Here is a 23685-nt window from a genome sequence, read left to right on the forward strand (position 1 = left end):
ACCGTCCACGTAACGTGTCCCCCACACACGTGGAAAGCGAGGCAAGCACCGATGCCCGAGCAGAGCCCGCTCGATCTGGACGAGGGCGACCCCTTCGGCCCGCACAACCTCCCGTACGGCGTCTTCACCACCGCCGCCGAGCCCGACCGGAGGCGGCTCGGGGTCAGGATCGGCGCGTACGTGCTCGACGCCGGGGCGGCGGCGCACACGCTCGGTTCTCCTTACGCCGCGCTGCTCGCTCAGCCGAGCCTGGGCCCGCTGCTCACGGCCGGCCGCACGGCCTGGCGTGACGTACGCCGCGCGCTCACCGCCTGGGTGACCGTGCCCGCGCACCGCCAGGACATCGAGCCGCTGCTGCACCCGCTCGGCTCGGTCACCCTGCACCTTCCGTACGAGGTCGCCGACTACGTCGACTTCTACTCCAGCGAGCACCACGCCACCAACGTCGGGCACATCTTCCGCCCCGACGGCGAGCCGCTGACCCCCAACTGGAAGCATCTGCCGATCGGTTACCACGGCCGCTCCGGGACGGTCGTCGTCTCCGGCACGGACGTGATCCGCCCCTGCGGCCAGCGCAAGACCCCCACGGACCCGGCGCCGCTCTTCGGACCGTCCGTCAAACTGGACATCGAGGCGGAGGTCGGCTTCGTCGTCGGCACCCCGTCCGAGCTGGGCCGGTCCGTCCCCCTGTCCTCGTTCCGCGACCATGTCTTCGGACTCCAGCTCCTCAACGACTGGTCCGCCCGCGACATCCAGGCCTGGGAGTACGTCCCCCTCGGCCCGTTCCTCGGCAAGTCGTTCGCCACTTCCGTCTCCGCCTGGGTCACCCCGCTGGAGGCCCTGGACGCCGCCCGTGTCGAACCGCCCGCGCGCGACTTCGACCTGCTCCCCTACCTCGACGACTCCGGCGAGGAGGAGCCCGGCGGTTTCGACCTCCGTATCTCCGTCGCCATCAACGGGCATGTCGTCAGCGAGCCGCCGTTCGCCACGATGTACTGGACGGCCGCCCAGCAGCTCGCGCACATGACCGTCAACGGCGCCTCGCTGCGCACCGGCGATCTGTACGGCTCCGGCACGGTGAGCGGACCCGAGGTCCACCAGCGCGGCTCGCTCCTCGAACTCACCTGGAACGGACGGGACCCGCTGGATCTGCCGTACGGGAAGCGGACCTTCCTGGAGGACGGGGACGAGGTCACGATGACCGCGTGGGCACCGGGTCCGGACGGTGTCAGGGTCGGCCTCGGCGAGGTCACGGGCCGCATCGCACCTGCCACCGAATAGGACCTGCTCCCCGAGCATGATTCCGCTGACCGCCTGGCCGCCTGACCGCCTGACGCCTGACCGGGTGACCGGGTGACCGCCTGGCGGACGGTGGCCCTCGGCCCGCTGCCCTCGGCCTTCACGAGGGCGGTGGGCCGCAAAATCATGTGCGGATCAGGAATCCGGTTGACACGCTGAGTTCATGAACCGCCAGCAGGACGACGTCCCCGGCTCTGCCACCACACCCCGGCCGACGGACTGGACCACCACTCCCATCACCGCCGGCCTCCTGCTCGGTGCGCTCGACCTGGAGCGCACCGAGCACGGGCTGCTGCCGCACCGGCTGCCCGCCCGGGCCCGCGCGCAGTGCGCCGACGGGCAGCTGGCCATGGCGGAGGCCCAGCCCTCCGGAGTACGGCTGGTGTTCCGCACCCGGGCCACCGCCGTCGAGCTGGACACACTCCGCACCAAGAATGCCTACCAGGGCGCCCCGCCCCGTCCCGACGGCGTGTACGACCTGCTCGTCGACGGCCGGTTGGCCGCGCAGGCCGCTGTGACCGGCGGCAACGTCCTGATGGTGGACATGACCACCGGGTCCGCGGAAACCCGGCCCGGCCCGGTCGGCACCGTTCGGTTCTCCGGCCTGCCCGGCCGTGTGAAGGACGTCGAGATCTGGCTGCCGTACAACGAGATCACCCAGCTGGTCGCCCTGCGCACCGACGCCCCCGTCGAGCCCGTACCGAACAGTGGCCGCAAGGTGTGGCTGCACCACGGCAGTTCGATCAGCCACGGCTCCGACGCCGCGAGCCCCAGCACGACCTGGCCCGCGCTGGCCGCCTCCCTCGGCGGCGTGGAACTGATCAACCTGGGCCTTGGCGGCAGCGCCCTGCTCGATCCGTTCACCGCCCGCGCCCTGCGCGACACCCCCGCGGACCTGATCAGCGTCAAGATCGGCATCAACCTGGTCAACACCGACCTGATGCGGCTGCGCGCCTTCAGCCCTGCGGTGCACGGCTTCCTCGACACCATCCGCGAGGGGCACCCCACCACTCCGCTGCTGGTCGTCTCGCCCATCCTGTGCCCCATCCACGAGGACACCCCCGGCCCCAGCGCCCCGGACTTCGGCGACCTCGGCGACCTCGGCGAGGGAAAGCTCCGGTTCCGGGCCGCGGGAGACCCCGCGGACCGCGCCGCAGGGAAGCTGACGCTCAACGTCATCCGGGACGAGCTCTCCCGCATCGTGGAGCAGAGGGCGGCCGACGACCCCCATCTTCACCACCTCGACGGCCGCGACCTCTACGGCGAGGCGGACTTCGCCGAACTGCCGCTGCCCGACCAGCTCCACCCGGACGCCGCCGCACACCGCCGCATCGGGGAACGCTTCGCCGAGCTGGCCTTCCGCACCGGCGGACCGTTCGCCGCCGGGCGGGCCTGAGACGCCCGCTCCTCCTCCGGTTCCCGTCGTGCCCGGACCCTGACGAGGAGCGCAGCGGCGGTGACAGTGCCGGGGAAGCGGCAAGGCCTGGTGGCAGATCTTCCCGCGCGCCTCGCACAACCGCAGTTCAGAGCCCTTTCACCGACCCCGGCAAGTGGCGCAACACTGCCGCAACACCATCGGCGGGCATGCGTCGGTATGGTCCGACGCATGCCCGCCGAACGCATCCGAGACCACGCCGGACAGGGAGCGACCACCGTCGCCGCCCGGCGTCGCCGGCTGCGTGCCGACCAGGCCCGGCAGCTCGCCGACCTGCTGCGCCACCAGATCCTCGCGGGCGGCTTCGCCGACGGATCCCTGCCCCACGAGGGCATCATCGGCCGTGACTACGGGGCCACCCGCAACACCGTTCGCCAGGCCCTCGATCTGCTCCGCACGGAGCAGCTCGTGGACCGGGTGCCCGGTCTCGGCACGGTCGTCGTCGGCCGCAAGTACCGCCACGGGCTCAACCGGCTGCAGGGCCTCGCAGAGACCCTGCACGAGCACGGCGCCGTCACCAACGAGGTCCGGACGGTGGGTCCCGTCGCCGCACCCGCACCGGTCGCCGCCCGGCTCGGCGTACCCGACCACAGCGACGTGCTCTACATCGAGCGGCTGCGCCTCCTCGGCGGTCTGCCGCTGTCCCTCGACCTCACCTACGTCCCCATGGACATCGGAGCCGAACTCATCGGCTGCGACCTGGAGAACACCGACGTCTTCCGGCTGCTCGAATCACTGACCGGCCGGCGGCTCGGCACCGCGCAGATCACCCTCGAGGCCGTCAACGCCGACGCCCACTCCGCGGCCGTGCTCCAGGCCCCGCGCGGCGCGGCCCTGCTGATGCTGGAACGGCTCACCCATCTCGCCGACGGACGTCCCGTGGACCTCGAGTTCATCCGTTTCCGCGGGGACCGCATCACGATGAGCGGTCTGCTGCACCGCTCCTGCTGACCTCCTGATCCGTCTTCCACCCCCTCACCGGAGACAGCCATGCCCTTGGCGCCCCAGCGGGCCGACGTGCCCGTGACCATCGACGAATCGAAGTGCATCGACGGCTGCACGCTCTGCGTGGAGATGTGCCCGCTGGACTCCCTGGCCATCAACCCGGACAGCGGCAAGGCGTACATGCACGTCGACGAGTGCTGGTACTGCGGCCCGTGCGCGGCTCGCTGCCCCACCGGAGCCGTCACGGTCAACATGCCCTATCTGCTCCGGTGAGAGGTACGAATCCCGATGCCCCGCAAGACACTCGTCCTGCTCGCCACCACCGCCGTACTGCTCCCCCTCACCGGCTGCGGCGGTGGCGCCGAGGCGGACGGCGGATCGACGGTCACCGTCACCGTCGGATATCAGTCCAAGACCATCAACACCGTCACCGCCGGCACGCTCCTGCGCTCCCTCGGCTACTTCGAACGTGAACTGCGCGCCCTGGGCGAACGGGACGGCAAGAAGTACGAGGTCGTCTGGCAGGACTACGCCACAGGCGCGCCGATCACCGCGCAGATGACCGCCGGGAAGATCGACATCGGCTCGATGGGCGACTTCCCGCTGCTCATCAACGCGGCCCGCGGCAAACAGCTGAACCGCCCCACGAAGCTCGTCTCCGTCACCGGTTACAACCTTCGTGGCGCGCTCAACACCGTGGTCACAGGCCCGGACTCCACACTTGTCTCGCTCAAGGACCTCGCGGGCAAGAAGGTCTCCACGAGCGTGGGTTCGGCAGCGGACGGCACCCTCGTACGTGCGCTCCGGCGCGCGGGCATCGACGATGTGCGCAAGCTCAACCAGCAGCCCGCGGTGGGTGCTTCCGCGCTGTCGTCGGGGAGCGCCGACGCGCTCTCGCAGTTCGTCGCCTGGCCCGGGCTGCTCGCCTTCCAGGGCAAGGCGAAGGCCCTGTACGACGGGGCCGAGCTGAATCTGCCCACCTTCCACGGGGTCACCGCCCGCGAGGACTTCGCCGGGCGGCGGCCGAAGGTGCTGGAAGCCTTCCTGAAGGCCCAGATCGACGCGACCGCCTATCTGCGCGAACGGCCGGTCGCCGCCAGTGAGAAGGTGGCCGCGGCCACCGGGCTGCCGCCGGAGGTCGTCCACCTCTACAACGGCCCGAACGGCATCGCCACCTTCGACCCCACTCTCAAGCCGAGGCTGATCGCCGCGCTGAAGGAGGACGTACCGGTCCTCAAGTCGGCGAAGCTCGTCGGCGACGTCGATGTGGACGCCTTCGTCGACGACTCGTACCTGAAGCGGGCGTACGGCTCCGCGTACGGGAAGCAGCTCACGGCGGCGGCCCCCGCGGCCCGCAGTGAGGTGTGGCTCAAGTCGGCGGACCGTACCGAGTCCTTCGCCACCCCCGAGGAAGCCCTGCGCCACGTCGCCGCCCATCGCGACCGGGTCCGGGTGGCGTACGTCCCGGACGCGACCACCGGCACCCTCTGGTACGCGGACAAGGCGGTCTGGCTCGCCGACGGAAACAGGCCCGTGCCCTTCCTCACGCAGGCGGCGGCCACCGCCTACAGGTCGGCCCACGCCGGTGCACGTCCGCTCACCTACGCCCAGGCGCTGGAGCTCGCGTCATGAGGCTGCTGCTGCGAGCGGGTTCCCTGGTGGCCGCGCTCGCGCTGTGGCAGCTGCTGACGTCCCTCGACGTGAGTCTCTGGCTCCGCTTCGAGCAGTTCCCAACGGTGACAGAGGTGGCGGGCGAGTTCGGTGACCGGCTGGACACCCCGGAGTACTGGCAGGACCTCGGCGACAGCCTCGGCCGGATCGGCGCGGGCTTCGCCCTGGCGGCGGTCGCGGGCGTGGCGGTGGGCACGGCGGTCGCCCGTTCCCGAGTGGCCGCCGACCTGCTCGGTCCACTCCTCGAAGTCCTCCGCCCGATCCCGGCGATCGCGCTGGTACCCGTGGCGATCCTGCTCTTCCCCAGCAACGAGCAGGGCATCGTCTTCATCACCTTCACCGCGGCGTTCTTCCCGGTCATGGTCTCCACCCGGCACGCGGTGCGGGCACTGGACCCGGGCTGGGAGGAGGCCGTGCTCACGATGGGCGCGGGACGCGTCCGCGTGCTCCTCTCGGTCGTCCTGCCCGGTGCCCTCCCGGGCATCTTCGGGGGGCTGTCGGTCGGCATCGGTGTCTCGTGGATCTGCGTGATCTCGGCGGAGATGATCTCCGGCGAGTACGGGGTGGGTTACCGCACCTGGCAGGACTACACGGTCGTCGACTACCCGGGCGTCTTCGTCGGCATGGCGAGCATCGGCCTGTTGGGCTGGCTCACCTCGACGGCGGTCGAACTCCTGGGCCGCCGCGCGACGCACTGGCTGCCGCGCCCGGAACCGTCGGCGCCGCGGGCCCCGCGGTACCGGGCACTTTCCACGCCCGCATGGCGATCGGGGACGGACACACCGGGGGCAGCCGCGGTACCGCCCACCCCGACGCACCCCACCGCGACACCCGCAGGAGGCCCGCCGTGACCACGTCCACCCGCAAGCCCCGCACCGCGTCGCCGGACGCCGGGTCCACGTACCCCCCGCCCCACGGCGCGCGCCTCGCACTGCACCGCGCGCGCCTCGGCCGCCCCGGAGCGGTCGCGCTCGACGCCCTCGACCTCGATGTCGCGGCGGGCGAGATCCTCACCGTCGTCGGACCGTCCGGCTGCGGCAAATCCACGCTCCTGCGCACCCTGGCGGGTCTGCTGCCCCCACTCGCAGGCAGGGTCACGGTCGACGACGACGCCGTCACCGGCCCCGGCGCGGACCGCGCCCTGGTCTTCCAGGAGGACGCCCTCCTCCCCTGGCGCTCCCTGCGCGCCAACGTCGAACTCCCCCTGGCCATCAAGGGCATGAGCAGGAGCACACGCCGTGCCACCGCAACCCGCTGGCTCGACCGCGTCGGCCTCGCCGACCGCGCCCGGCATCTTCCCCACCGGGTCTCCGGCGGACAGCGCCAGCGCGTTCAGCTCGCCCGCGCCCTCGCCGGCGAGCCCCGCGCCGTCCTCATGGACGAACCGTTCGGCGCACTCGACGCGCAGACCCGCGCCGGTATGCAGCAGCTCCTCGTGGACGTACTCCACGGCACCGGCGCGACCGTCGTCTTCGTGACGCACGACGTGGACGAGGCCGTGTTCCTCGGCGACCGTGTCGCGCTCCTCGGCACGGGCCGCGTCCTCGGAGTCCCCCGCCCCCGCGACCGCGCCGCGCACGACGACCCGGCGACCACCCGACTGCGCCGTACGGTCCTCGAATCCCTCGGCGGCCGAGAAAGCACCTGAGAGGCAAGCCCATGGACATCCCCTCCCTCGCCGACGCGGACGCGCTCTCCTGCGACGTGCTCGTCATCGGCGGCGGCACCGCGGGCACGATGGCCGCGCTCACGGCCGCGGAGCACGGCGCGAACGTCCTGCTCCTCGAAAAGGCGCATGTACGCCACTCCGGCGCCCTCGCCATGGGCATGGACGGCGTCAACAACGCCGTCATCCCCGGCCGTGCCGAGCCCGACGACTACGTCGCCGAGATCACCCGCGCCAACGACGGCATCGTCGACCAGTCCACGGTCCGCCAGACGGCGACCCGCGGCTTCGCGATGGTCCAGCGGCTCGAGTCGTACGGCGTGAAGTTCGAGAAGGACGAGCACGGCGAGTACGCGGTCCGTCAGGTCCACCGCTCCGGGTCCTATGTGCTGCCCATGCCCGAGGGGAAGGACGTCAAGAAGGTCCTCTACCGCCGGCTCCGCCGCCGCGAGATGCGCGAGCGGATCCGTATCGAGAACCGCGTGATGCCGGTCCGCGTCCTGACCGGGGACGACGGCCGGGCTGTCGGCGCGGCGGGCTTCAACACCCGCACGGGACAGTTCGTCACCGTACGCGCGGGCGCGGTCATCCTCGCGACAGGCGCCGCGGGCCGCCTCGGACTCCCCGCCTCCGGCTATCTCTACGGCACCTACGAGAACCCCACCAACGCGGGTGACGGCTACGCCATGGCGTACCACGCGGGCGCCGGACTCACCGGGATCGAGTGCTTCCAGATCAACCCGCTGATCAAGGACTACAACGGTCCGGCCTGCGCGTACGTCGCCAATCCCTTCGGCGGGTACCAGGTCAACCGGCACGGCGAGCGCTTCGTCGACTCCGACTACTGGTCGGGGCAGATGATGGCCGAGTTCGCCGCCGAACTCGCCTCCGACCGGGGCCCGGTCTACCTGAAGCTCAGCCATCTTCCCGAGGAGACCGTCACCGCGCTCGAAGGCATCCTCCACACCACCGAACGCCCCACCCGCGGCACCTTCCACGCTGGCCGCGGCCACGACTACCGCACGCACGACATCGAGATGCACATCTCGGAGATCGGCCTGTGCGGCGGCCACTCGGCCTCCGGGGTACGGGTCGACGACCACGCCCGCACCACCGTCCCCCGTCTGTACGCGGCCGGCGACCTCGCCTGCGTACCGCACAACTACATGATCGGCGCGTTCGTCTTCGGCGATCTCGCGGGCGCGGACGCGGCGCGGTACAAGGCGTACGAGGGCGAACTCCCGCAGGATCAGCTGACCGCGGCCCACGAGCTGGTCTACCGCCCGCTGCGCCACCCCGACGGCCCGCCGCAGCCCCAGGTCGAGTACAAACTGCGCCGTTTCGTGAACGACTACGTCGCGCCGCCCAAGTCCGGCGCCCGGCTCTCCCTCGCCGTGGAGCACTTCGAGCGGATGCGCACGGAGATCGCGGAGATGGGCGCCACGACCCCGCACGAGCTGATGCGCTGCGCCGAGGTCACGTTCATCCGGGACTGCGCGGAGATGGCGGCCCGCTCCTCGCTCGCCCGGACCGAGTCCCGGTGGGGGCTCTACCACGAGCGCACGGACCATCCGCGGCGCGACGACGACGGCTGGCTGCACCACCTGGACCTGCACAAGTCGGCCTCCGGAGCGATGGAGTTCACCGCCCGCCCGGTCGCGCCGTATCTCGTTCCGGTCGGCGAGTACGCACCTGTCGGCGGCCCCTCCCGCCACATCGGCGAGGTCCGCCCCGAGCCGGTCGCGACGGCGGGCCCGCGCGAGATCGCGCCCATCGGCTCCGGCGCCGGGGCGGCCACCCCGGTGCACCGCGACACGACCACCACGTCCCGCTCTCCCCGCATTCCGGAACTCCTCGGCCTCACCGAGGCGGGGGAGCCGGAACTCCAGGACCTCCAGCCCTATTTGACCGATGCCGACGCGACCGTTCGCCGCGCCGCGATCGCCGCGCTGACGGAGACGGCCCCGGACGGCACCGGCCCGGCGCTCGCCACGGCCCTGGCTGACCCCGACCCCGGGGTACGCGCGACCGCGGCGGGCTCTCTGCGTGAACTCGTCGAGACACTTCCCGCGGAGCCCGCGCTGCGGCAGCCGCTGGTCGCGGCGCTCAAGGGCGGCGACGATCCGGCGGTCCGCACCGCCGCCCTGGCCGTGCTCCGTACGCTCCGCCTCGGTGACGCGGCCCTCTTCTCTGCGTCCCTCTGCGATCCGGACGTCGGCGTCCGCGTGGAGACGGTCCGCGCACTGGTGTCGGTGGACGCCGTCGAGGCTCTGGAGGTGGCCGCCACCGACGCTGCCCGCGAGGTGCGGGTCGCCACGGCCAGGGGTCTGGCGGCGGTGACCGGACCGACGGCCCGGACCCGCAGCGCCGCTGTCACCCACAGCACGGCAGAGGCCGGCAAGACCGGGGCCACGGGCCCCACGGCCGGGACCCGGACGGCCACGGACGCCGTCCGTACCTCCCCCAGCCGTACAGCCGCAGACAGCGACCGCACGGCCGAACACGGCACGCCCCCGGCCGTGGGCAGCACGTCCAGGGACCGCCGTCCCACCACAGGCACCGGCGAGGCCTCCCGGCCCGCGTCGGAGGACAGGCGAGGGGAAACGGCCGACGCCGTCGCCGTTCTCGCCCGGCTGACGTCCGACCACGACCCCCTCGTCCGCGCTGCCGCGTTCGACGCCCTCGGCTCGACCGGCTGCCCGCCGGGCCTCGCGACGGCCGCCGTGGACGCGCTCGACGACCCGGCCTGGCAGGTCCGCGCCGGCGCCGCGACCGCGCTGCGGGCCGCCCCGCCAGGGGCCGGCGTACCGGCCCTCGCCAAGGCGCTCGGCGACCTCAACGCCGATGTCCGCAAGGCCGCCGTACTGGCTCTGCTCCACCACGACCGGGCCGACGCCCGCGCCGCTCTCGCGACGGCGACGAGCGACCCGGACGCGGACGTCCGGGCCTACGCGGCCCGAAGCGTCACCAGTGTTCGGCCAGCCTGAGCACCAGCACCAGCACCGCTGTCAGCAGCACGAAGAGGACCCAGACGGCGACCCACGGCCTGCGTCCCTTCAGCAGATGCCCGACCGCGCCGCTGATCTCGACAGCGGCGGCGATCACTCCGAGTACGCCGATCACCACCGCGGTCCAGTAGGCCCAGGCGTGCTCGCCGAGGAACCTCAGCAGCAGCAGGGCGGGAAGGAGGAGCACAGCCGGCCAGGTGTCGGCAGTGCTCGAAGGTGTGCGCTGTTCGTCCTGCACCACTGGTGCATTCACATGGTCCCCCGTAGGCACGATCAGGTTCCGGCGCCCAGGAGGACGTCGGTCCTGGATCGCGGGTTGCCTGCGTGTCCGGCCGGCCTGCGGCCGCTCAGGTCTCGTCGTCCGCCATGCGCTCACCCTCGGCCTGGGACGGAGTCGTCCTGGTGGTGTCGGGGTGCTGTTCCTCTGTCGACTCGGGGTCCTCGCCCTCGGCCTGCGAGGGGGTGGTGTACTCCGGGTACTGGTACTGGTCGATCATGACGATTCTCCCTTGACCTGCCAGCCCTCCCCCTGTCGAGCGTAGTCCTTCCCGCGCGGCCCGGCGGGGCGGGCACGGACGAGCGTCGCGGACGAGAAGGCACTCACGAAGCCGAAGGCCCGGCGCCTCCCTGGGGAGGTGCCGGGCCTTCGCCATGATCGCCGCGCGGGGCTACCGCACGAACACGCTCGCCTGCCCCGCCAGATCCAGGAAGTACTGAGGTGCCACGCCGAGTACGAGCGTGACGGCGACACCCACCGCGATCGTCGTCATCGTCAGCGGCGACGGCACGGCGACCGTCGGCCCCTCGGGCTTCGGCTCACTGAAGAACATCAGCACGATGACCCGGATGTAGAAGAACGCGGCGATCGCGGACGAGATCACACCGACCACGACCAGCACACCCGCACCGCCCTCCGCCGCCGCCTTGAAGACGGCGAACTTCCCGGAGAAGCCCGAGGTGAGCGGGATTCCGGCGAAGGCCAGCAGGAAGACCGCGAAGACCGCCGCCACGAGCGGCGAACGCCGCCCGAGCCCCGCCCACTTGGACAGATGCGTCGCCTCGCCCCCCGCGTCCCGCACCAGCGTGACGACCGCGAAGGCGCCGATCGTCACGAAGGAGTACGCGACGAGGTAGAAGAGCACCGAAGAGACGCCGTCGGGCGTCAACGCGATGACACCGGCGAGGATGAACCCGGCGTGGGCGATCGACGAGTACGCCAGCAGCCGCTTGATGTCGGTCTGGGTGATCGCCACGATCGCACCGCCCAGCATGGTGACGATGGCTACGGCCCACATGACCGGCCGCCAGTCCCAGCTCAGCCCCGGCAGCACCACATAGAGCAGCCGGAGGAGCGCCCCGAATGCCGCGACCTTGGTGGCCGCCGCCATGAAGCCGGTGACCGGGGTCGGCGCGCCCTGGTAGACGTCAGGGGTCCACATGTGGAACGGAACCGCGCCGACCTTGAAGAGGAGCCCCATCAGGATCATCGCGCCACCGATGAGCAGCAGTGCGTCGTTGCCCATGGTGGAGGCGAGCGCCGGGTCGATGGTCCGGATGCTGCCGTCGACGACGTCGGCGATCTTCGCGTACGTCACGGAGCCCGCGTATCCGTACAGCAGCGCGATGCCGAAGAGCAGGAACGCCGACGAGAACGCTCCGAGCAGGAAGTACTTCACCGCGGCCTCCTGCGACATGAGCCGCTTGCGACGGGCCAGAGCGCAGAGGAGGTAGAGCGGGAGGGAGAAGACCTCCAGCGCGATGAAGAGCGTCAGCAGATCGTTCGCCGCGGGGAAGACGAGCATCCCGGAGATGGCGAACAGGGCGAGCGGGAACACCTCGGTGGTGGTGAACCCGGCCTTGACCGCGGCCTTTTCGCTGTCGCTGCCCGGCACGGACGCGGCCTGCGCGGCGAACGAGTCGACGCGGTTGCCGTGCACCAGCGGGTCGAGGCGCCGCTCGGCGAAGGTGAAGATCGCGACCATCGAGGCCAGCAGGATCGTGCCCTGCAGGAACAGCGCGGGGCCGTCGACCGCGACGGCACCCATGGCGGCGATGTGCGCCTTGGTGGTGCCGTATCCGCCGGCGGCGAGGCCGACCACCGCGGCGAAGGCCGCGGCCAGCGCGACGACCGACAGGAAGACCTGTGCGTAGTAGCGGGCCTTGCGCGGGACGAAGGCCTCGACCAGCACACCGATGACCGCGGCGCCCACCACGATGAGCGTGGGTGCGAGCTGTGCGTACTCGATGTGCGGGGCCGGGATCTTGTCCAGCGGCTCGGCCGCCGTTGTCCACAGGCTGTGGACAGCTGTCGTGCTCACTTGGCCGCCTCCACCTCTGGCTTGGGGTCCTGCTTCTGTACGTCGGACATGGTGTGCTCCACGGCCGGGTTGACGATCTCCGTCAGCGGCTTCGGATAGACACCGAGGAAGATCAGCAACACGATCAGCGGGGTGACCACCACCAGCTCACGCAGGCGCAGATCCGGCAGGCTCCGCACCTCCTCCTTCACCGGGCCGGTCATCGTCCGCTGATAGAGCACCAGGGTGTAGAGCGCGGCCAGCACGATGCCGAAGGTCGCGATGATGCCGACCACCGGATAGCGGGTGAACGTCCCGACCAGGACGAGGAATTCACTGACGAAGGGCGCGAGCCCGGGCAGTGACAGGGTCGCGAGGCCCCCGATGAGGAACGTGCCCGCGAGGACAGGGGCGACCTTCTGCACACCGCCGTAGTCGGCGATGAGCCGCGAGCCGCGCCGCGAGATCAGGAAGCCGGCCACCAGCATCAGCGCGGCCGTCGAGATCCCGTGGTTGACCATGTACAGCGTCGCGCCGGACTGGCCCTGGGTCGTCATCGCGAAGATGCCCATGATGATGAAGCCGAAGTGCGAGATCGACGCATACGCGACCAGGCGCTTGATGTCCCGCTGGCCCACCGCGAGCAGCGCCCCGTACACGATGCTGATCAGTGCCAGGACCAGGATCACCGGCGTCGCCCACTGCGATGCCTCCGGGAACAGCCCGAGGCAGTAGCGGAGCATCGCGAAGGTACCGACCTTGTCGACGACCGCGGTGATCAGCACGGCGACCGGTGCGGTCGCCTCGCCCATGGCGTTGGGCAGCCATGTGTGCAGCGGCCAGAGCGGCGCCTTCACCGCGAAGGCGAAGAAGAAGCCGAGGAAGAGCAGCCGCTCGGTGGTGGCCGACATGTCGAGCGTCCCGTTGGCGCGGGCCTCGGCGATCTCCGTCAGCGAGAAGTTCCCGGCGACGACATACAGGCCGATCACCGCGGCCAGCATGATCAGCCCGCCGACCAGGTTGTAGAGGAGGAACTTCACCGCCGCGTAGGAGCGCTGAGCCGCCGCGTTCTCGTCGCTGCCCGCGTGGGCGCGGTCGCCGAAGCCGCCGATGAGGAAGTACATCGGGATGAGCATGGCTTCGAAGAGGATGTAGAAGAGGAAGACGTCGGTGGCCTCGAAGGAGAGGATCACCATCGCCTCGACGGAAAGGATCAGGGCGAAGAAGCCCTGGGTCGGCCGCCAGCGCCTGGACTGCCCCGCGACGGAGTCGCCGTCGGACACTTCCAGGGGGTCGGCGTCGTGCCAGCCGGCCAGGATCACGAACGGGATCAGCAGCGCGGTCAGCGCGATCAGCGCGACCCCGATACCGTCCACGCCCAGCTCGTACCGCACGCCGAAGTCCTTGATCCAGGCGTGGGATTCGGTGAGCTGGTACCGGGCGCCACCGGGCTCGAACCGTACGGCCACGACCGCGGCCAGGACGAGCGTGGCGAGCGAGACGAGCAGCGCCAGCCACTTGGCCGCGCCCCGGCGGCCGGCCGGGACGGCCGCGGTGGCGATCGCACCGACCGCCGGGAGCACCGCTGTCGCCGTCAGGAGAGGGAACGACATCTGGTTACACCGCCCTCATCAGCAGGGTCGCGGCAATCAGCACCGCCGCACCTCCGAACATCGTGACCGCGTAGGAGCGGGCGTAGCCGTTCTGCAGCTTGCGGAGCCGTCCGGACAGTCCGCCGAACGACGCCGCCGTCCCGTTGACGACCCCGTCGACCAGGGTGTGGTCCACATACACAAGGGACCGCGTGAGGTGCTCGCCTCCGCGTACCAGGACCACATGGTTGAAGTCGTCCTGGAGGAGATCGCGGCGGGCGGCCCGGGTGAGCAGCGAGCCCCGCGGGGCGACGACCGGAACCGGACGGCGCCCGTACTGGACGTAGGCGAGAGCGACGCCGACGACCATCACCGCGACGGTGGCGGCGGTGATCGTGCCGGCGCCGATCGGCGGGTGGCCGTGCTCGAAGCTGGTGACCGGCTCCAGCCACTTCAGGAACGACTCGTGGAACGAGAACAGTCCGCCCGCGAAGACCGACCCGAAGGCGAGCACGATCATCGGCAGGGTCATCGTCCTCGGCGACTCGTGCGGATGCGGCAGCTCACCGCTCTCGTCGGGCTGCCAGCGCTTCTCGCCGAAGAAGGTCATCAGCATCACGCGCGTCATGTAGTACGCGGTGATCGCCGCGCCCAGCAGGGTGACCCCGCCGAGGATCCAGCCCTCGGTGCCGCCCTTGGCGAAGGCCGCCTCGATGATCTTGTCCTTGGAGAAGAAGCCGGACAGGCCGGGGAAGCCGATGATCGCGAGATAGCCGAGGCCGAAGGTGACGAAGGTGACCGGCATGTACTTCCGCAGGCCCCCGTACTTCCTCATGTCCACCTCGTCGTTCATGCCGTGCATGACCGAACCGGCGCCGAGGAAGAGCCCGGCCTTGAAGAAGCCGTGCGTCACCAGGTGCATGATCGCGAAGACATAGCCGATCGGGCCGAGGCCGGCGGCCAGGATCATGTAGCCGATCTGCGACATGGTCGAACCGGCCAGCGCCTTCTTGATGTCGTCCTTCGCGCAACCGACGATCGCACCGAAGAGGAGCGTGACCGCGCCGACCACCACGACCACGAGCTGTGCGTCCGGCGCGTCGTTGAAGATCGCTCCGGAGCGGACGATCAGATAGACACCGGCGGTCACCATGGTCGCCGCGTGGATCAGGGCCGAGACCGGGGTCGGGCCCTCCATCGCGTCCCCCAGCCAGGACTGCAGCGGCACCTGTGCGGACTTGCCGCAGGCCGCGAGCAGCAGCATCAGGCCGATGGCCGTCAGCGTGCCCTCTGAGGTCTTGTCGGTGGACTCCAGCACCGGCCCGAAGGCGAAGGTCCCGAAGGTGGTGAACATCAGCATGATGGCGATCGACAGACCCATGTCGCCGACCCGGTTGACCAGGAAGGCCTTCTTGGCCGCCGTCGCCGCGCTGGGCTTGTGCTGCCAGAAGCCGATCAGCAGGTACGAGGCGAGGCCGACGCCCTCCCAGCCGACGTACAGCAGCAGATAGTTGTCGGCGAGGACCAGCAGGAGCATCGCCGCGAGGAACAGGTTGAGGTAGCCGAAGAAGCGGCGGCGGCGCTCGTCGTGCTCCATGTACCCGACCGAGTACAGATGGATGAGCGAGCCGACTCCGGTGATCAGCAGGACGAAGGTCATCGACAGCTGGTCGAGCTGGAAGGCGACGTCCGCCTGGAAGCTCCCGACCGGGATCCAGCTGTACAGATACTGGGTCAGCGTCCGGTCGTCGCCGGGCCTGCCCAGCATGTCGACGAACAGCACGACGCCGATGACGAAGGACGCGGCGGCGAGCCCGGTGCCGATCCAGTGGCCCGTACGGTCGAGCCGGCGCCCGCCGCACAGCAGCAGGACCGCTCCGAGCAGGGGCGCCGCGACCAGCAGCGCAATCAGGTTCTCTGTGTCCACGAGCTGCGACCCCTTACAGCTTCATCAGGCTGGCGTCGTCGACCGAGGCCGAGTGGCGGGAACGGAACAGCGACACGATGATCGCGAGCCCGACCACGACCTCCGCGGCGGCGACGACCATCGTGAAGAAGGCGATGATCTGGCCGTCGAGATTGCCGTGCATCCGGGAGAAGGCGACGAACGCGAGGTTGCAGGCGTTGAGCATGAGCTCGACGCACATGAAGACCACGATCGCGTTCCGCCTGATCAGCACACCCACCGCGCCGATGGTGAACAACAGGGCGGCCAGATAGAGATAGTTGACCGGATTCACCGCTTGGCCTCCTGTCCGTCGCGCTGTCCGTCCCGGTCGTGCTCGTCCGAGTCCCGTCCGAGGCGCTCCTGCGAGCGCCGCTCCAGCGCCTTGAGGTCGTTCAGCGCCTCTGCGGACACGTCGCGGATCTGACCGCGCCCGCGCAGCGTCTTGTTGACGGTGAGCTCGGACGGCGTGCCGTCCGGGAGCAGACCGGCGATGTCCACGGCGTTGTGCCGGGCGTACACACCGGGGGCGGGAAGCGGCGGCAGGTGCTTGCCCTCGCGGACGCGCTGCTCGGACAGCTCCCGCTGTGTGCTGGCGCGCTCGGTGCGCTCACGGTGGGTGAGCACCATCGCGCCGACGGCCGCCGAGATCAGCAGGGCGCCGGTGATCTCGAAGGCGAAGACGTACTTGGTGAAGATGAGGGCGGCCAGGCCCTCGACATTGCCTCCCGCGTTGGCCTTGCCGAGGCCGATGAACGAGCCGGAGGTCAGGGAGGCGTTGCCGATTCCGGCGATCAGCAGGACGCCGAAGCCGAGTCCGCAGAGCGCGGCCCACCAGCGCTGTCCCTTGATGGTCTCCTTGAGGGAGTCCGCCGCCGTCACACCGACGAGCATGACGACGAAGAGGAACAGCATCATGATCGCGCCGGTGTAGACGACGATCTGGACGACGCCCAGGAAATACGCCCCGTTGGCGAGGTAGAAGACCGCCAGGATGATCATGGTCCCGGCGAGACACAGCGCGCTGTGCACGGCCTTCTTCATCAGGACGGTGCACAGCGCGCCGATGACGGCGACGGTGCCCAGCACCCAGAACTGGACGGCCTCCCCGGTCGAGGTGGCCGCGGCGAGGGTGGCGCTCATGCCCCCACCTCCCGCTTCGCGGCCGGTTCGTTCTCACCGGAGTCCGATGCGGCTTCCTGCGGCGCGCCCGAAGCGCCTGCCGACGGCGGCTGTTCGCCCTTGGAAACGGCGACCTGGCGCTCCGTATCAGGGGCGGCTTCGGTGACCAGGCCCCGGTAGTAGTCCTGCTCGTCCGTGCCGGGGTAGATCGCGTGCGGGGTCTCGACCATGCCCGGCTCGAGTCCGGCGAGCAGCTGCTCCTTCGTGTAGATCAGGTTCTCTCGGGAGCTGTCGGCCAGTTCGAACTCGTTGGTCATCGTGAGTGCCCGGGTCGGGCACGCCTCGATGCACAGTCCGCACAGGATGCAGCGGGCGTAGTTGATCTGGTAGACGCGGCCGTACCGCTCGCCCGGCGAGTAACGCTCCTCGTCGGTGTTCTCCGCGCCCTCCACATAGATGGCGTCCGCCGGGCAGGCCCACGCGCACAACTCGCAGCCGACGCACTTCTCCAGCCCGTCCGGATGCCGGTTGAGCTGGTGCCGGCCGTGGAAGCGCGGCGCCGTCGTCTTCTGCTGCTCCGGATACTGCTCGGTCAGCCGCTTCTTGAACATGGCCTTGAAGGTCACGCCGAAGCCGGCGACCGGGTTCTGGAACGAGCTCTCGGATTCGCTGGATCGCTCAGACACCGTCAGCCTCCTTTCCCTCACGAGGACCGTCACTGTCAGTATTCACGCCGCCACTGACAATCAACTCGCCGTCGCGGCGCGGCCGCCTGCGAGGCACCGGCGGCAACTCCTGCCCGGGCAGCGGCGGCACCGGGAATCCGCCCGCCATCGGGTCGAAGGCGGCGGGCGCGGCCGTCTTCCCCGCCGCCTCTTCCTCGGCCCGTTCCTTCTTGCCGCGGAACAGGTCGACGACGAAGGAAAGCAGCAGCACGACCAGCACCGCGGCGCCCACGTACAGCACGATCTGGGTGAAGTCCCGGCCCTCGTTGCGCAGCGCGCGTACGGTCGCGACGAGCATCAGCCAGACGACCGAGACCGGGATCAGCACCTTCCAGCCGAGCTTCATCAGCTGGTCGTAGCGGACGCGCGGGAGCGTGCCGCGCAGCCAGATGAAGAAGAACAGCAGCAGCTGGACCTTGATGACGAACCAGAGCATCGGCCACCAGCCGTGGTTCGCGCCCTCCCAGAAGGTGCTGATCGGGTACGGGGCCCGCCAGCCGCCGAGGAAGAGGGTGACGGAGACCGCCGAGACGGTGACCATGTTGACGTACTCGGCGAGCATGAACAGCGCGAACTTGATGGACGAGTACTCGGTGTTGAAGCCACCGACCAGGTCGCCCTCGGACTCCGGCATGTCGAACGGGGCCCGGTTGGTCTCGCCGACCATCGTCACGATGTAGATCAGGAACGAGACCGGCAGCAGCAGGATGTACCAGCGGTCCGCCTGTGCCTCGACGATCGCCGAGGTCGACATCGACCCGGAGTAGAGGAAGACCGAGGCGAAGGCGGCACCCATGGCGATCTCGTACGAGATCATCTGTGCGCAGGAGCGCAGTCCGCCGAGCAGCGGGTACGTCGAGCCGGACGACCAGCCGGCCAGGACGATGCCGTAGATGCCGACCGAAGCGACCGCGAGGATGTAGAGCATCGCGATCGGCAGATCGGTGAGCTGCATCGTGGTCCGCTGACCGAAGATCGAGATCTCGTTGTCGGCGGGGCCGAAGGGGATCACGGCGATCGCCATGAACGCGGGGATCGCGGCGACGACCGGCGCGAGGACATAGACGACCTTGTCCGCGCGCTTGACGATCACGTCCTCCTTGAGCATCAGCTTGACGCCGTCCGCGAGGGACTGGAGGAGGCCCCAGGGTCCGTGCCGGTTGGGGCCGATGCGCAGTTGCATCCACGCGACGACCTTGCGCTCCCACACGATGGAGAACAGCACGGTCAGCATCAGGAAGGCGAAGCAGAAGACCGCCTTGACGGCGACGAGCCACCAGGGGTCCCGTCCGAACAGCGAGAGGTCCTCGGCCGCGAGGAGGATCGGGTTCACGCGCGCACCTCCGGTACGTCGTCGCTGCCGGCCGCCGCGGCGGCTGCCGGGCCGATGCGCACGAGGCGGCCGGGCCCGGCGCCCGTGTCGCTCAGCACACCGGCGCCCGTCGAGTTGAGCGGGAGCCAGACCACCCGGTCGGGCATCTCGGTCACCTGGAGCGGTAGTCGTACGGAACCGGCCGGTCCCGTGACGGCGAGGAGATCGCCGTCCTTGACACCGGTCTCGGCCGCGGTCGCCGCGGACAGACGGGCGACCGCCGCGTGCCGGGTCCCCGCCAGCGCCTCGTCGCCCTCCTGGAGCAGCCCCTGGTCGAGCAGCATCCGGTGGCCCGCGAGCACCGCCTCGCCGTCGCCCGGACGGGGCAGCGGCTGCCCCGTCTCGACGGGCCCGGACGCCCGAGGGCCGTCCCAGGCGCCGAGCCGGTCCATCTCACGCCGCACCGACCGCAGGTCCGGCAGCGCGAGATGCACATCGAGGGCATCGGCGAGCATGTGCAGCACACGGGCGTCCGACGGCGGCAGCGGGCGCGTCATCTGGTCGGGCTTCAGCGCGGCCTCGAAGAGCCTGGCCCTGCCTTCCCAGTTGAGGAACGTGCCGGGCTTCTCGGCGACGGCCGCGACCGGGAAGACCACATCGGCGCGCGAGGTCACCTCGCTCGGCCGCAGCTCCAGCGAGACCAGGAAGCCCACCGCGTCGAGCGCCTCGCGGGCGCGTGCGGGGTCGGGCAGATCGGCGACCTCGACGCCCGCGACGACCAGGGCACCGAGCTCGCCGGTGGCCGCGGCCTCGACGATCTGGCCGGTGTCGCGGCCGTAGCGGTGCGGCAGTTCGCGAACGCCCCAGGCCGCAGCGGTCTCCTCACGGGCCCGCGGGTCGGTGGCGGGCCTGCCGCCGGGCAGCAGCGTCGGGATCGCGCCCGCCTCCACGGCGCCGCGCTCGCCCGCCCTGCGGGGGATCCACACCAGCTCGGCACCGGTCGCGGTGGCGGCCCGCACCGCGGCCGTCAGGGCGCCCTGCACCCCGGCCAGCCGCTCGCCGACGACGATGACAGCTCCCGGAGCGCGCAGTGCCTCCGCGGCCGCGGCGCCGTCGCCCTCGAGCCCGGCCCCCACCGCGATGGCGTTCAGCCACTCGGTCTCGGTGCCGGGGGCGGTGGGCAGCAGGATGCCTGCGGCCTTCGTCAGGCCGCGGGTGGCGTGGGTGGCGAGGGCGAAGGTCCGCCGGCCGCGCTTGCGGGACGCCTTGCGCAGCCGGAGGAAGACGCCGGGGGCCTCCTCCTCGGACTCGAAGCCCGCGAGCAGTACGGCCGGCGCGGCCTCCAGAGAGGTGTAGGTGACTCCCGCACGGTCCAGATCCCGGCCGTGTCCGGCCACCGACGAGGCCAGGAAGTCGGCCTCCTCCGAGGAGTGCACCCGCGCCCGGAAGTCCACGTCGTTGGTGTCGAGGGCGATCCGCGCGAACTTGGCGTACGCGTAGGCGTCCTCGACGGTGAGCCGCCCGCCGGTCAGCACGGCCGCCCTGCCGCTCGCCGCCGCGAGACCGGTGGCCGCGGCCTCCAGCGCCTCCGGCCAGCTCGCGGGCTCGAGCTCGCCGCTCTCCCGGTTGCGTACGAGGGGGGTGGTGAGCCGGTCGCGCTGCTGGGCGTAGCGGAACGCGAACCGCCCCTTGTCGCAGATCCACTCCTCGTTGACCTCGGGGTCCTCCGCCGCGAGCCGCCGCATGACCTTGCCGCGCCGGTGGTCGGTGCGGGTGGCACAGCCGCCCGAGCAGTGCTCGCACACCGACGGCGACGACACGAGGTCGAAGGGGCGGGAACGGAACCGGTACGCCGCCGAGGTCAGCGCGCCCACCGGGCAGATCTGGATGGTGTTCCCGGAGAAGTACGACTCGAAGGGGTCGCCCTCGCCCGTACCGACCTGCTGGAGCGCGCCGCGCTCCAGCAGCTCGATCATGGGGTCGCCCGCGATCTGGTTGGAGAAGCGGGTGCACCGCGCACACAGCACGCACCGCTCACGGTCCAGCAACACCTGGGTGGAGATGTTGACGGGCTTCTCGTACGTCCGCTTCCTGCCCTCGAACCGGGACTCGGACTGGCCGTGCGAGACGGCCTGGTTCTGCAGGGGGCACTCGCCGCCCTTGTCGCAGACCGGGCAGTCGAGCGGATGGTTGATGAGCAGCAGCTCCATGACGCCCTGCTGCGCCTTCTCGGCGACGGGCGAGGTGAGCTGCGACTTGACGACCATGCCGTCGGTGCAGGTGATGGTGCACGACGCCATCGGCTTGCGCTGGCCCTCGACCTCGACGATGCACTGGCGGCAGGCGCCGGCCGGGTCGAGGAGAGGATGGTCGCAGAACCGGGGGATCTCGATGCCGAGCAGTTCGGCGGCGCGGATGACCAGGGTGCCCTTGGGCACGCTGATCTCGATGCCGTCGATGGTCAGCGAGACCAGGTCCTCGCGCGGGACCGCGGCCTCGCCGCCCCCGGAGGGAGCGCTATTGGTGGTCACAGTCATGCGTTCACCTCCGTGGTGTCGGCGGGCCGGTCCGCCCACGCGGTGGACGCGGCAGGGTCGAAGGGGCATCCCTTGCCGCGGATGTGCTGCTCGTACTCGTCGCGGAAGTACTTCAGGGACGAGAAGATCGGCGAGGCGGCGCCGTCGCCGAGGGCGCAGAACGACTTGCCGTTGATGTTGTCGGCGATGTCGGCCAGCTTGTCGAGGTCGCTCATGGTGCCGGCCCCGTTCTCGACGGAACGCAGCAACTGCACGAGCCAGTACGTGCCTTCGCGGCAGGGCGTGCACTTGCCGCAGGACTCGTGCGCGTAGAACTCGGTCCAGCGCGTGACCGCCCGCACGACGCAGGTGGTCTCGTCGAAGCACTGCAGCGCCTTGGTGCCGAGCATCGACCCGGCGGCGCCCACGGCCTCGTAGTCCAGCGGGACGTCGAGGTGCTCGTCGGTGAACATCGGGGTGGACGAGCCGCCCGGGGTCCAGAACTTGAGCTGGTGGCCGGGCCGCATTCCGCCGCTCATGTCGAGCAGCTGGCGCAGGGTGATGCCGAGCGGGGCCTCGTACTGGCCGGGCGACGCGACATGGCCGCTCAGCGAGTACAGCGTGAAGCCCGGGGACTTCTCGCTGCCCATCGAACGGAACCAGTCCTTGCCGTTGTTGAGGATCGCGGGAACCGACGCGATGGACTCGACGTTGTTCACCACAGTGGGGCACGCGTACAGACCGGCGACCGCGGGGAAGGGGGGACGCAGCCGGGGCTGGCCGCGCCTGCCTTCCAGGGAGTCCAGCAGCGCGGTCTCCTCACCGCAGATGTACGCGCCCGCGCCCGCGTGGACGGTGAGTTCGAGGTCGAGTCCACTGCCCAGGATGTCCTTGCCGAGGAAGCCGGCCTCGTACGCCTCACGCACGGCCTCGTGCAGCCTGCGCAGTACGGGCACGACCTCGCCGCGCAGATAGATGAAGGCATGGTTCGAGCGGATCGCGTAACAGGCGATCACGATCCCCTCGATGAGGGAGTGCGGGTTGGCGTAGAGGAGCGGGATGTCCTTGCAGGTCCCGGGCTCCGACTCGTCGGCGTTGACCACGAGATAGTGGGGCTTGCCGTCGCCCTGGGGGATGAACTGCCACTTCATCCCGGTGGGGAAGCCCGCGCCGCCGCGCCCGCGCAGACCGGAGTCCTTGACGTACGCGATGAGGTCGTCCGGGGTCATCGCGAGAGCCTTGCGCAGGCCTTCGTAGCCGTCGTGGCGCCGGTAGGTGCTCAGGGTCCAGGACTCGGGCTGGTCCCAGAACGCGGACAGGACGGGCACGAGCAGCTTCTCGGCGCTCGACTCGCCCCCGGCGTCCGGCCGGGAGGTGCCCCCGTAGTCGGTCGACACAGTCATCACTCCCCCTCCTCATGTGCGGCGTCGCGAGGTTCGTCGTGGGCGGCCGCACCGCGCGGATGGACCACGCGCGCGTGGGGGGACTCGCCCTTGGCCAGCCGGAGGCCGGTCAGCGACGCCGGACCGGCGCCGCCGGTCGCTTCGACGGCACCGGGGCGCTCGTCCGGGAAACCGGCAAGGATGCGCGAGGTCTCCTTGAACGTGCACAGCGGGGCCCCGCGGGTCGGCTCGACGGTCCGTCCGGCCCGCAGGTCGTCGACGAGCCGCCGTGCCGACTCGGGAGTCTGGTTGTCGAAGAACTCCCAGTTGACCATCACGACGGGCGCGAAGTCGCAGGCCGCGTTGCACTCGATGTGCTCAAGGGTGATCCTGCCGTCGTCGGTCGTCTCGTTGTTGCCGACGCCGAGGTGCTCCTTGAGCTCCGAGAAGATCGCGTCGCCGCCCATCACCGCGCAGAGGGTGTTGGTGCAGACGCCCACCTGGTAGTCCCCGGAGGGCTTCCTCCGGTACATGGTGTAGAAGGTGACGACGGCCGTGACCTCCGCCGTCGTCAGTCCCAGCATCTCCGCACAGAACCGCATCCCGGTGCGGGTGACATGGCCCTCTTCCGCCTGCACGAGGTGGAGCAGCGGCAGCAACGCGGACCGGCTGTCCGGGTAGCGGCCGATGACCTCCTTGGCATCGGCCTCGAGCCTGGCCCGTACATCGGCCGGGTAGTCGGGTGCGGGGAGCTGGGGCATCCCCAAGCT

General features: G+C 70.5%; 20 protein-coding genes. 8 read left to right on the forward strand and 12 right to left on the reverse strand.

Going from position 1 to position 23685, the window contains the following annotated elements:
• The first annotated feature begins 51 nt into the window (after positions 1 to 51).
• The 8 genes from fahA to ACFU5O_RS10770 all read left to right on the forward strand — a co-directional run bounded on the left by fahA (position 52) and on the right by ACFU5O_RS10770 (position 10003).
• A complete protein-coding gene (gene fahA, locus ACFU5O_RS10735; RefSeq protein WP_384238748.1) occupies positions 52 to 1281 on the forward strand; it encodes a fumarylacetoacetase in 1230 nt (409 codons plus the stop codon).
• 181 nt (positions 1282 to 1462) lie between these two features.
• On the forward strand, positions 1463 to 2695 hold the full coding sequence (locus tag ACFU5O_RS10740; protein ID WP_384238750.1) for a GDSL-type esterase/lipase family protein: 1233 nt from the start codon (positions 1463 to 1465) through the stop codon (positions 2693 to 2695).
• Between the two features lie 210 nt (positions 2696 to 2905).
• Positions 2906 to 3685, forward strand: a complete 780-nt coding sequence (locus ACFU5O_RS10745) for a GntR family transcriptional regulator (RefSeq protein WP_384238751.1) — start codon at positions 2906 to 2908, stop codon at positions 3683 to 3685.
• Between the two features lie 39 nt (positions 3686 to 3724).
• Positions 3725 to 3952, forward strand: a complete 228-nt coding sequence (locus ACFU5O_RS10750) for a ferredoxin family protein (protein WP_384238753.1) — start codon at positions 3725 to 3727, stop codon at positions 3950 to 3952.
• 15 nt (positions 3953 to 3967) lie between these two features.
• The gene (locus tag ACFU5O_RS10755; RefSeq protein ID WP_384238755.1) at positions 3968 to 5311 is read left to right on the forward strand and encodes an ABC transporter substrate-binding protein; all 1344 of its coding nucleotides are present in this window, start codon (positions 3968 to 3970) and stop codon (positions 5309 to 5311) included.
• Positions 5308 to 6201 (forward strand): ABC transporter permease, encoded by an 894-nt coding sequence (locus tag ACFU5O_RS10760; RefSeq protein WP_384238756.1) that lies wholly within the window; start codon positions 5308 to 5310, stop codon positions 6199 to 6201. Before ACFU5O_RS10755 ends, ACFU5O_RS10760 begins: the two co-directional genes overlap by 4 nt.
• Positions 6198 to 6998 carry an ABC transporter ATP-binding protein gene (locus ACFU5O_RS10765; protein WP_384238758.1) on the forward strand — a complete coding sequence of 267 codons (801 nt, stop codon included), beginning with the start codon at positions 6198 to 6200 and terminating at the stop codon, positions 6996 to 6998. The genes ACFU5O_RS10760 and ACFU5O_RS10765 overlap by 4 nt, the downstream gene beginning before the upstream one ends.
• Positions 6999 to 7009: 11 nt before the next feature.
• Complete coding sequence (locus ACFU5O_RS10770) at positions 7010 to 10003, forward strand: fumarate reductase/succinate dehydrogenase flavoprotein subunit (protein ID WP_384238760.1); 2994 nt, start codon at positions 7010 to 7012, stop codon at positions 10001 to 10003.
• Here ACFU5O_RS10770 and ACFU5O_RS10775 read toward each other — a convergent pair.
• The 12 genes from ACFU5O_RS10775 to nuoE all read right to left on the reverse strand — a co-directional run bounded on the left by ACFU5O_RS10775 (position 9981) and on the right by nuoE (position 23676).
• A complete protein-coding gene (locus ACFU5O_RS10775) occupies positions 9981 to 10277 on the reverse strand; it encodes a hypothetical protein (protein WP_384238762.1) in 297 nt (98 codons plus the stop codon). The two genes, ACFU5O_RS10770 and ACFU5O_RS10775, sit on opposite strands and share 23 nt — an antisense overlap.
• A 94-nt stretch (positions 10278 to 10371) precedes the next feature.
• On the reverse strand, positions 10372 to 10521 hold the full coding sequence (locus ACFU5O_RS10780; protein ID WP_384238764.1) for a hypothetical protein: 150 nt from the start codon (positions 10519 to 10521) through the stop codon (positions 10372 to 10374).
• Between the two features lie 171 nt (positions 10522 to 10692).
• Positions 10693 to 12342 (reverse strand): NADH-quinone oxidoreductase subunit NuoN, encoded by a 1650-nt coding sequence (nuoN, locus tag ACFU5O_RS10785; RefSeq protein ID WP_384238766.1) that lies wholly within the window; start codon positions 12340 to 12342, stop codon positions 10693 to 10695.
• Positions 12339 to 13934, reverse strand: a complete 1596-nt coding sequence (locus ACFU5O_RS10790; protein ID WP_384238767.1) for an NADH-quinone oxidoreductase subunit M — start codon at positions 13932 to 13934, stop codon at positions 12339 to 12341. Before ACFU5O_RS10790 ends, nuoN begins: the two co-directional genes overlap by 4 nt.
• Positions 13935 to 13938: 4 nt before the next feature.
• A complete protein-coding gene (gene nuoL / locus ACFU5O_RS10795) occupies positions 13939 to 15840 on the reverse strand; it encodes an NADH-quinone oxidoreductase subunit L (RefSeq protein WP_384238769.1) in 1902 nt (633 codons plus the stop codon).
• Positions 15841 to 15853: 13 nt separating this feature from the next.
• Entirely contained in the window at positions 15854 to 16153 is a 300-nt protein-coding gene (nuoK, locus tag ACFU5O_RS10800) for an NADH-quinone oxidoreductase subunit NuoK (RefSeq protein ID WP_376433518.1), read from the reverse strand.
• Complete coding sequence (locus ACFU5O_RS10805) at positions 16150 to 17001, reverse strand: NADH-quinone oxidoreductase subunit J (protein WP_384238771.1); 852 nt, start codon at positions 16999 to 17001, stop codon at positions 16150 to 16152. The genes nuoK and ACFU5O_RS10805 overlap by 4 nt, the downstream gene beginning before the upstream one ends.
• On the reverse strand, positions 16998 to 17666 hold the full coding sequence (gene nuoI, locus ACFU5O_RS10810; RefSeq protein ID WP_384238773.1) for an NADH-quinone oxidoreductase subunit NuoI: 669 nt from the start codon (positions 17664 to 17666) through the stop codon (positions 16998 to 17000). Before nuoI ends, ACFU5O_RS10805 begins: the two co-directional genes overlap by 4 nt.
• Positions 17659 to 19038 (reverse strand): NADH-quinone oxidoreductase subunit NuoH, encoded by a 1380-nt coding sequence (gene nuoH / locus ACFU5O_RS10815; protein WP_384238775.1) that lies wholly within the window; start codon positions 19036 to 19038, stop codon positions 17659 to 17661. The genes nuoI and nuoH overlap by 8 nt, the downstream gene beginning before the upstream one ends.
• On the reverse strand, positions 19035 to 21554 hold the full coding sequence (locus ACFU5O_RS10820; RefSeq protein WP_384238777.1) for an NADH-quinone oxidoreductase subunit G: 2520 nt from the start codon (positions 21552 to 21554) through the stop codon (positions 19035 to 19037). The genes nuoH and ACFU5O_RS10820 overlap by 4 nt, the downstream gene beginning before the upstream one ends.
• Positions 21551 to 22936 (reverse strand): NADH-quinone oxidoreductase subunit NuoF, encoded by a 1386-nt coding sequence (gene nuoF, locus ACFU5O_RS10825; protein WP_384238779.1) that lies wholly within the window; start codon positions 22934 to 22936, stop codon positions 21551 to 21553. Before nuoF ends, ACFU5O_RS10820 begins: the two co-directional genes overlap by 4 nt.
• A complete protein-coding gene (gene nuoE, locus ACFU5O_RS10830; protein WP_384238967.1) occupies positions 22936 to 23676 on the reverse strand; it encodes an NADH-quinone oxidoreductase subunit NuoE in 741 nt (246 codons plus the stop codon). Before nuoE ends, nuoF begins: the two co-directional genes overlap by 1 nt.
• Positions 23677 to 23685: the final 9 nt, after the last annotated feature.

It is taken from the genome of Streptomyces sp. NPDC057445 (genome assembly GCF_042802855.1).
Classification (GTDB): Bacteria; Actinomycetota; Actinomycetes; order Streptomycetales; family Streptomycetaceae; genus Streptomyces.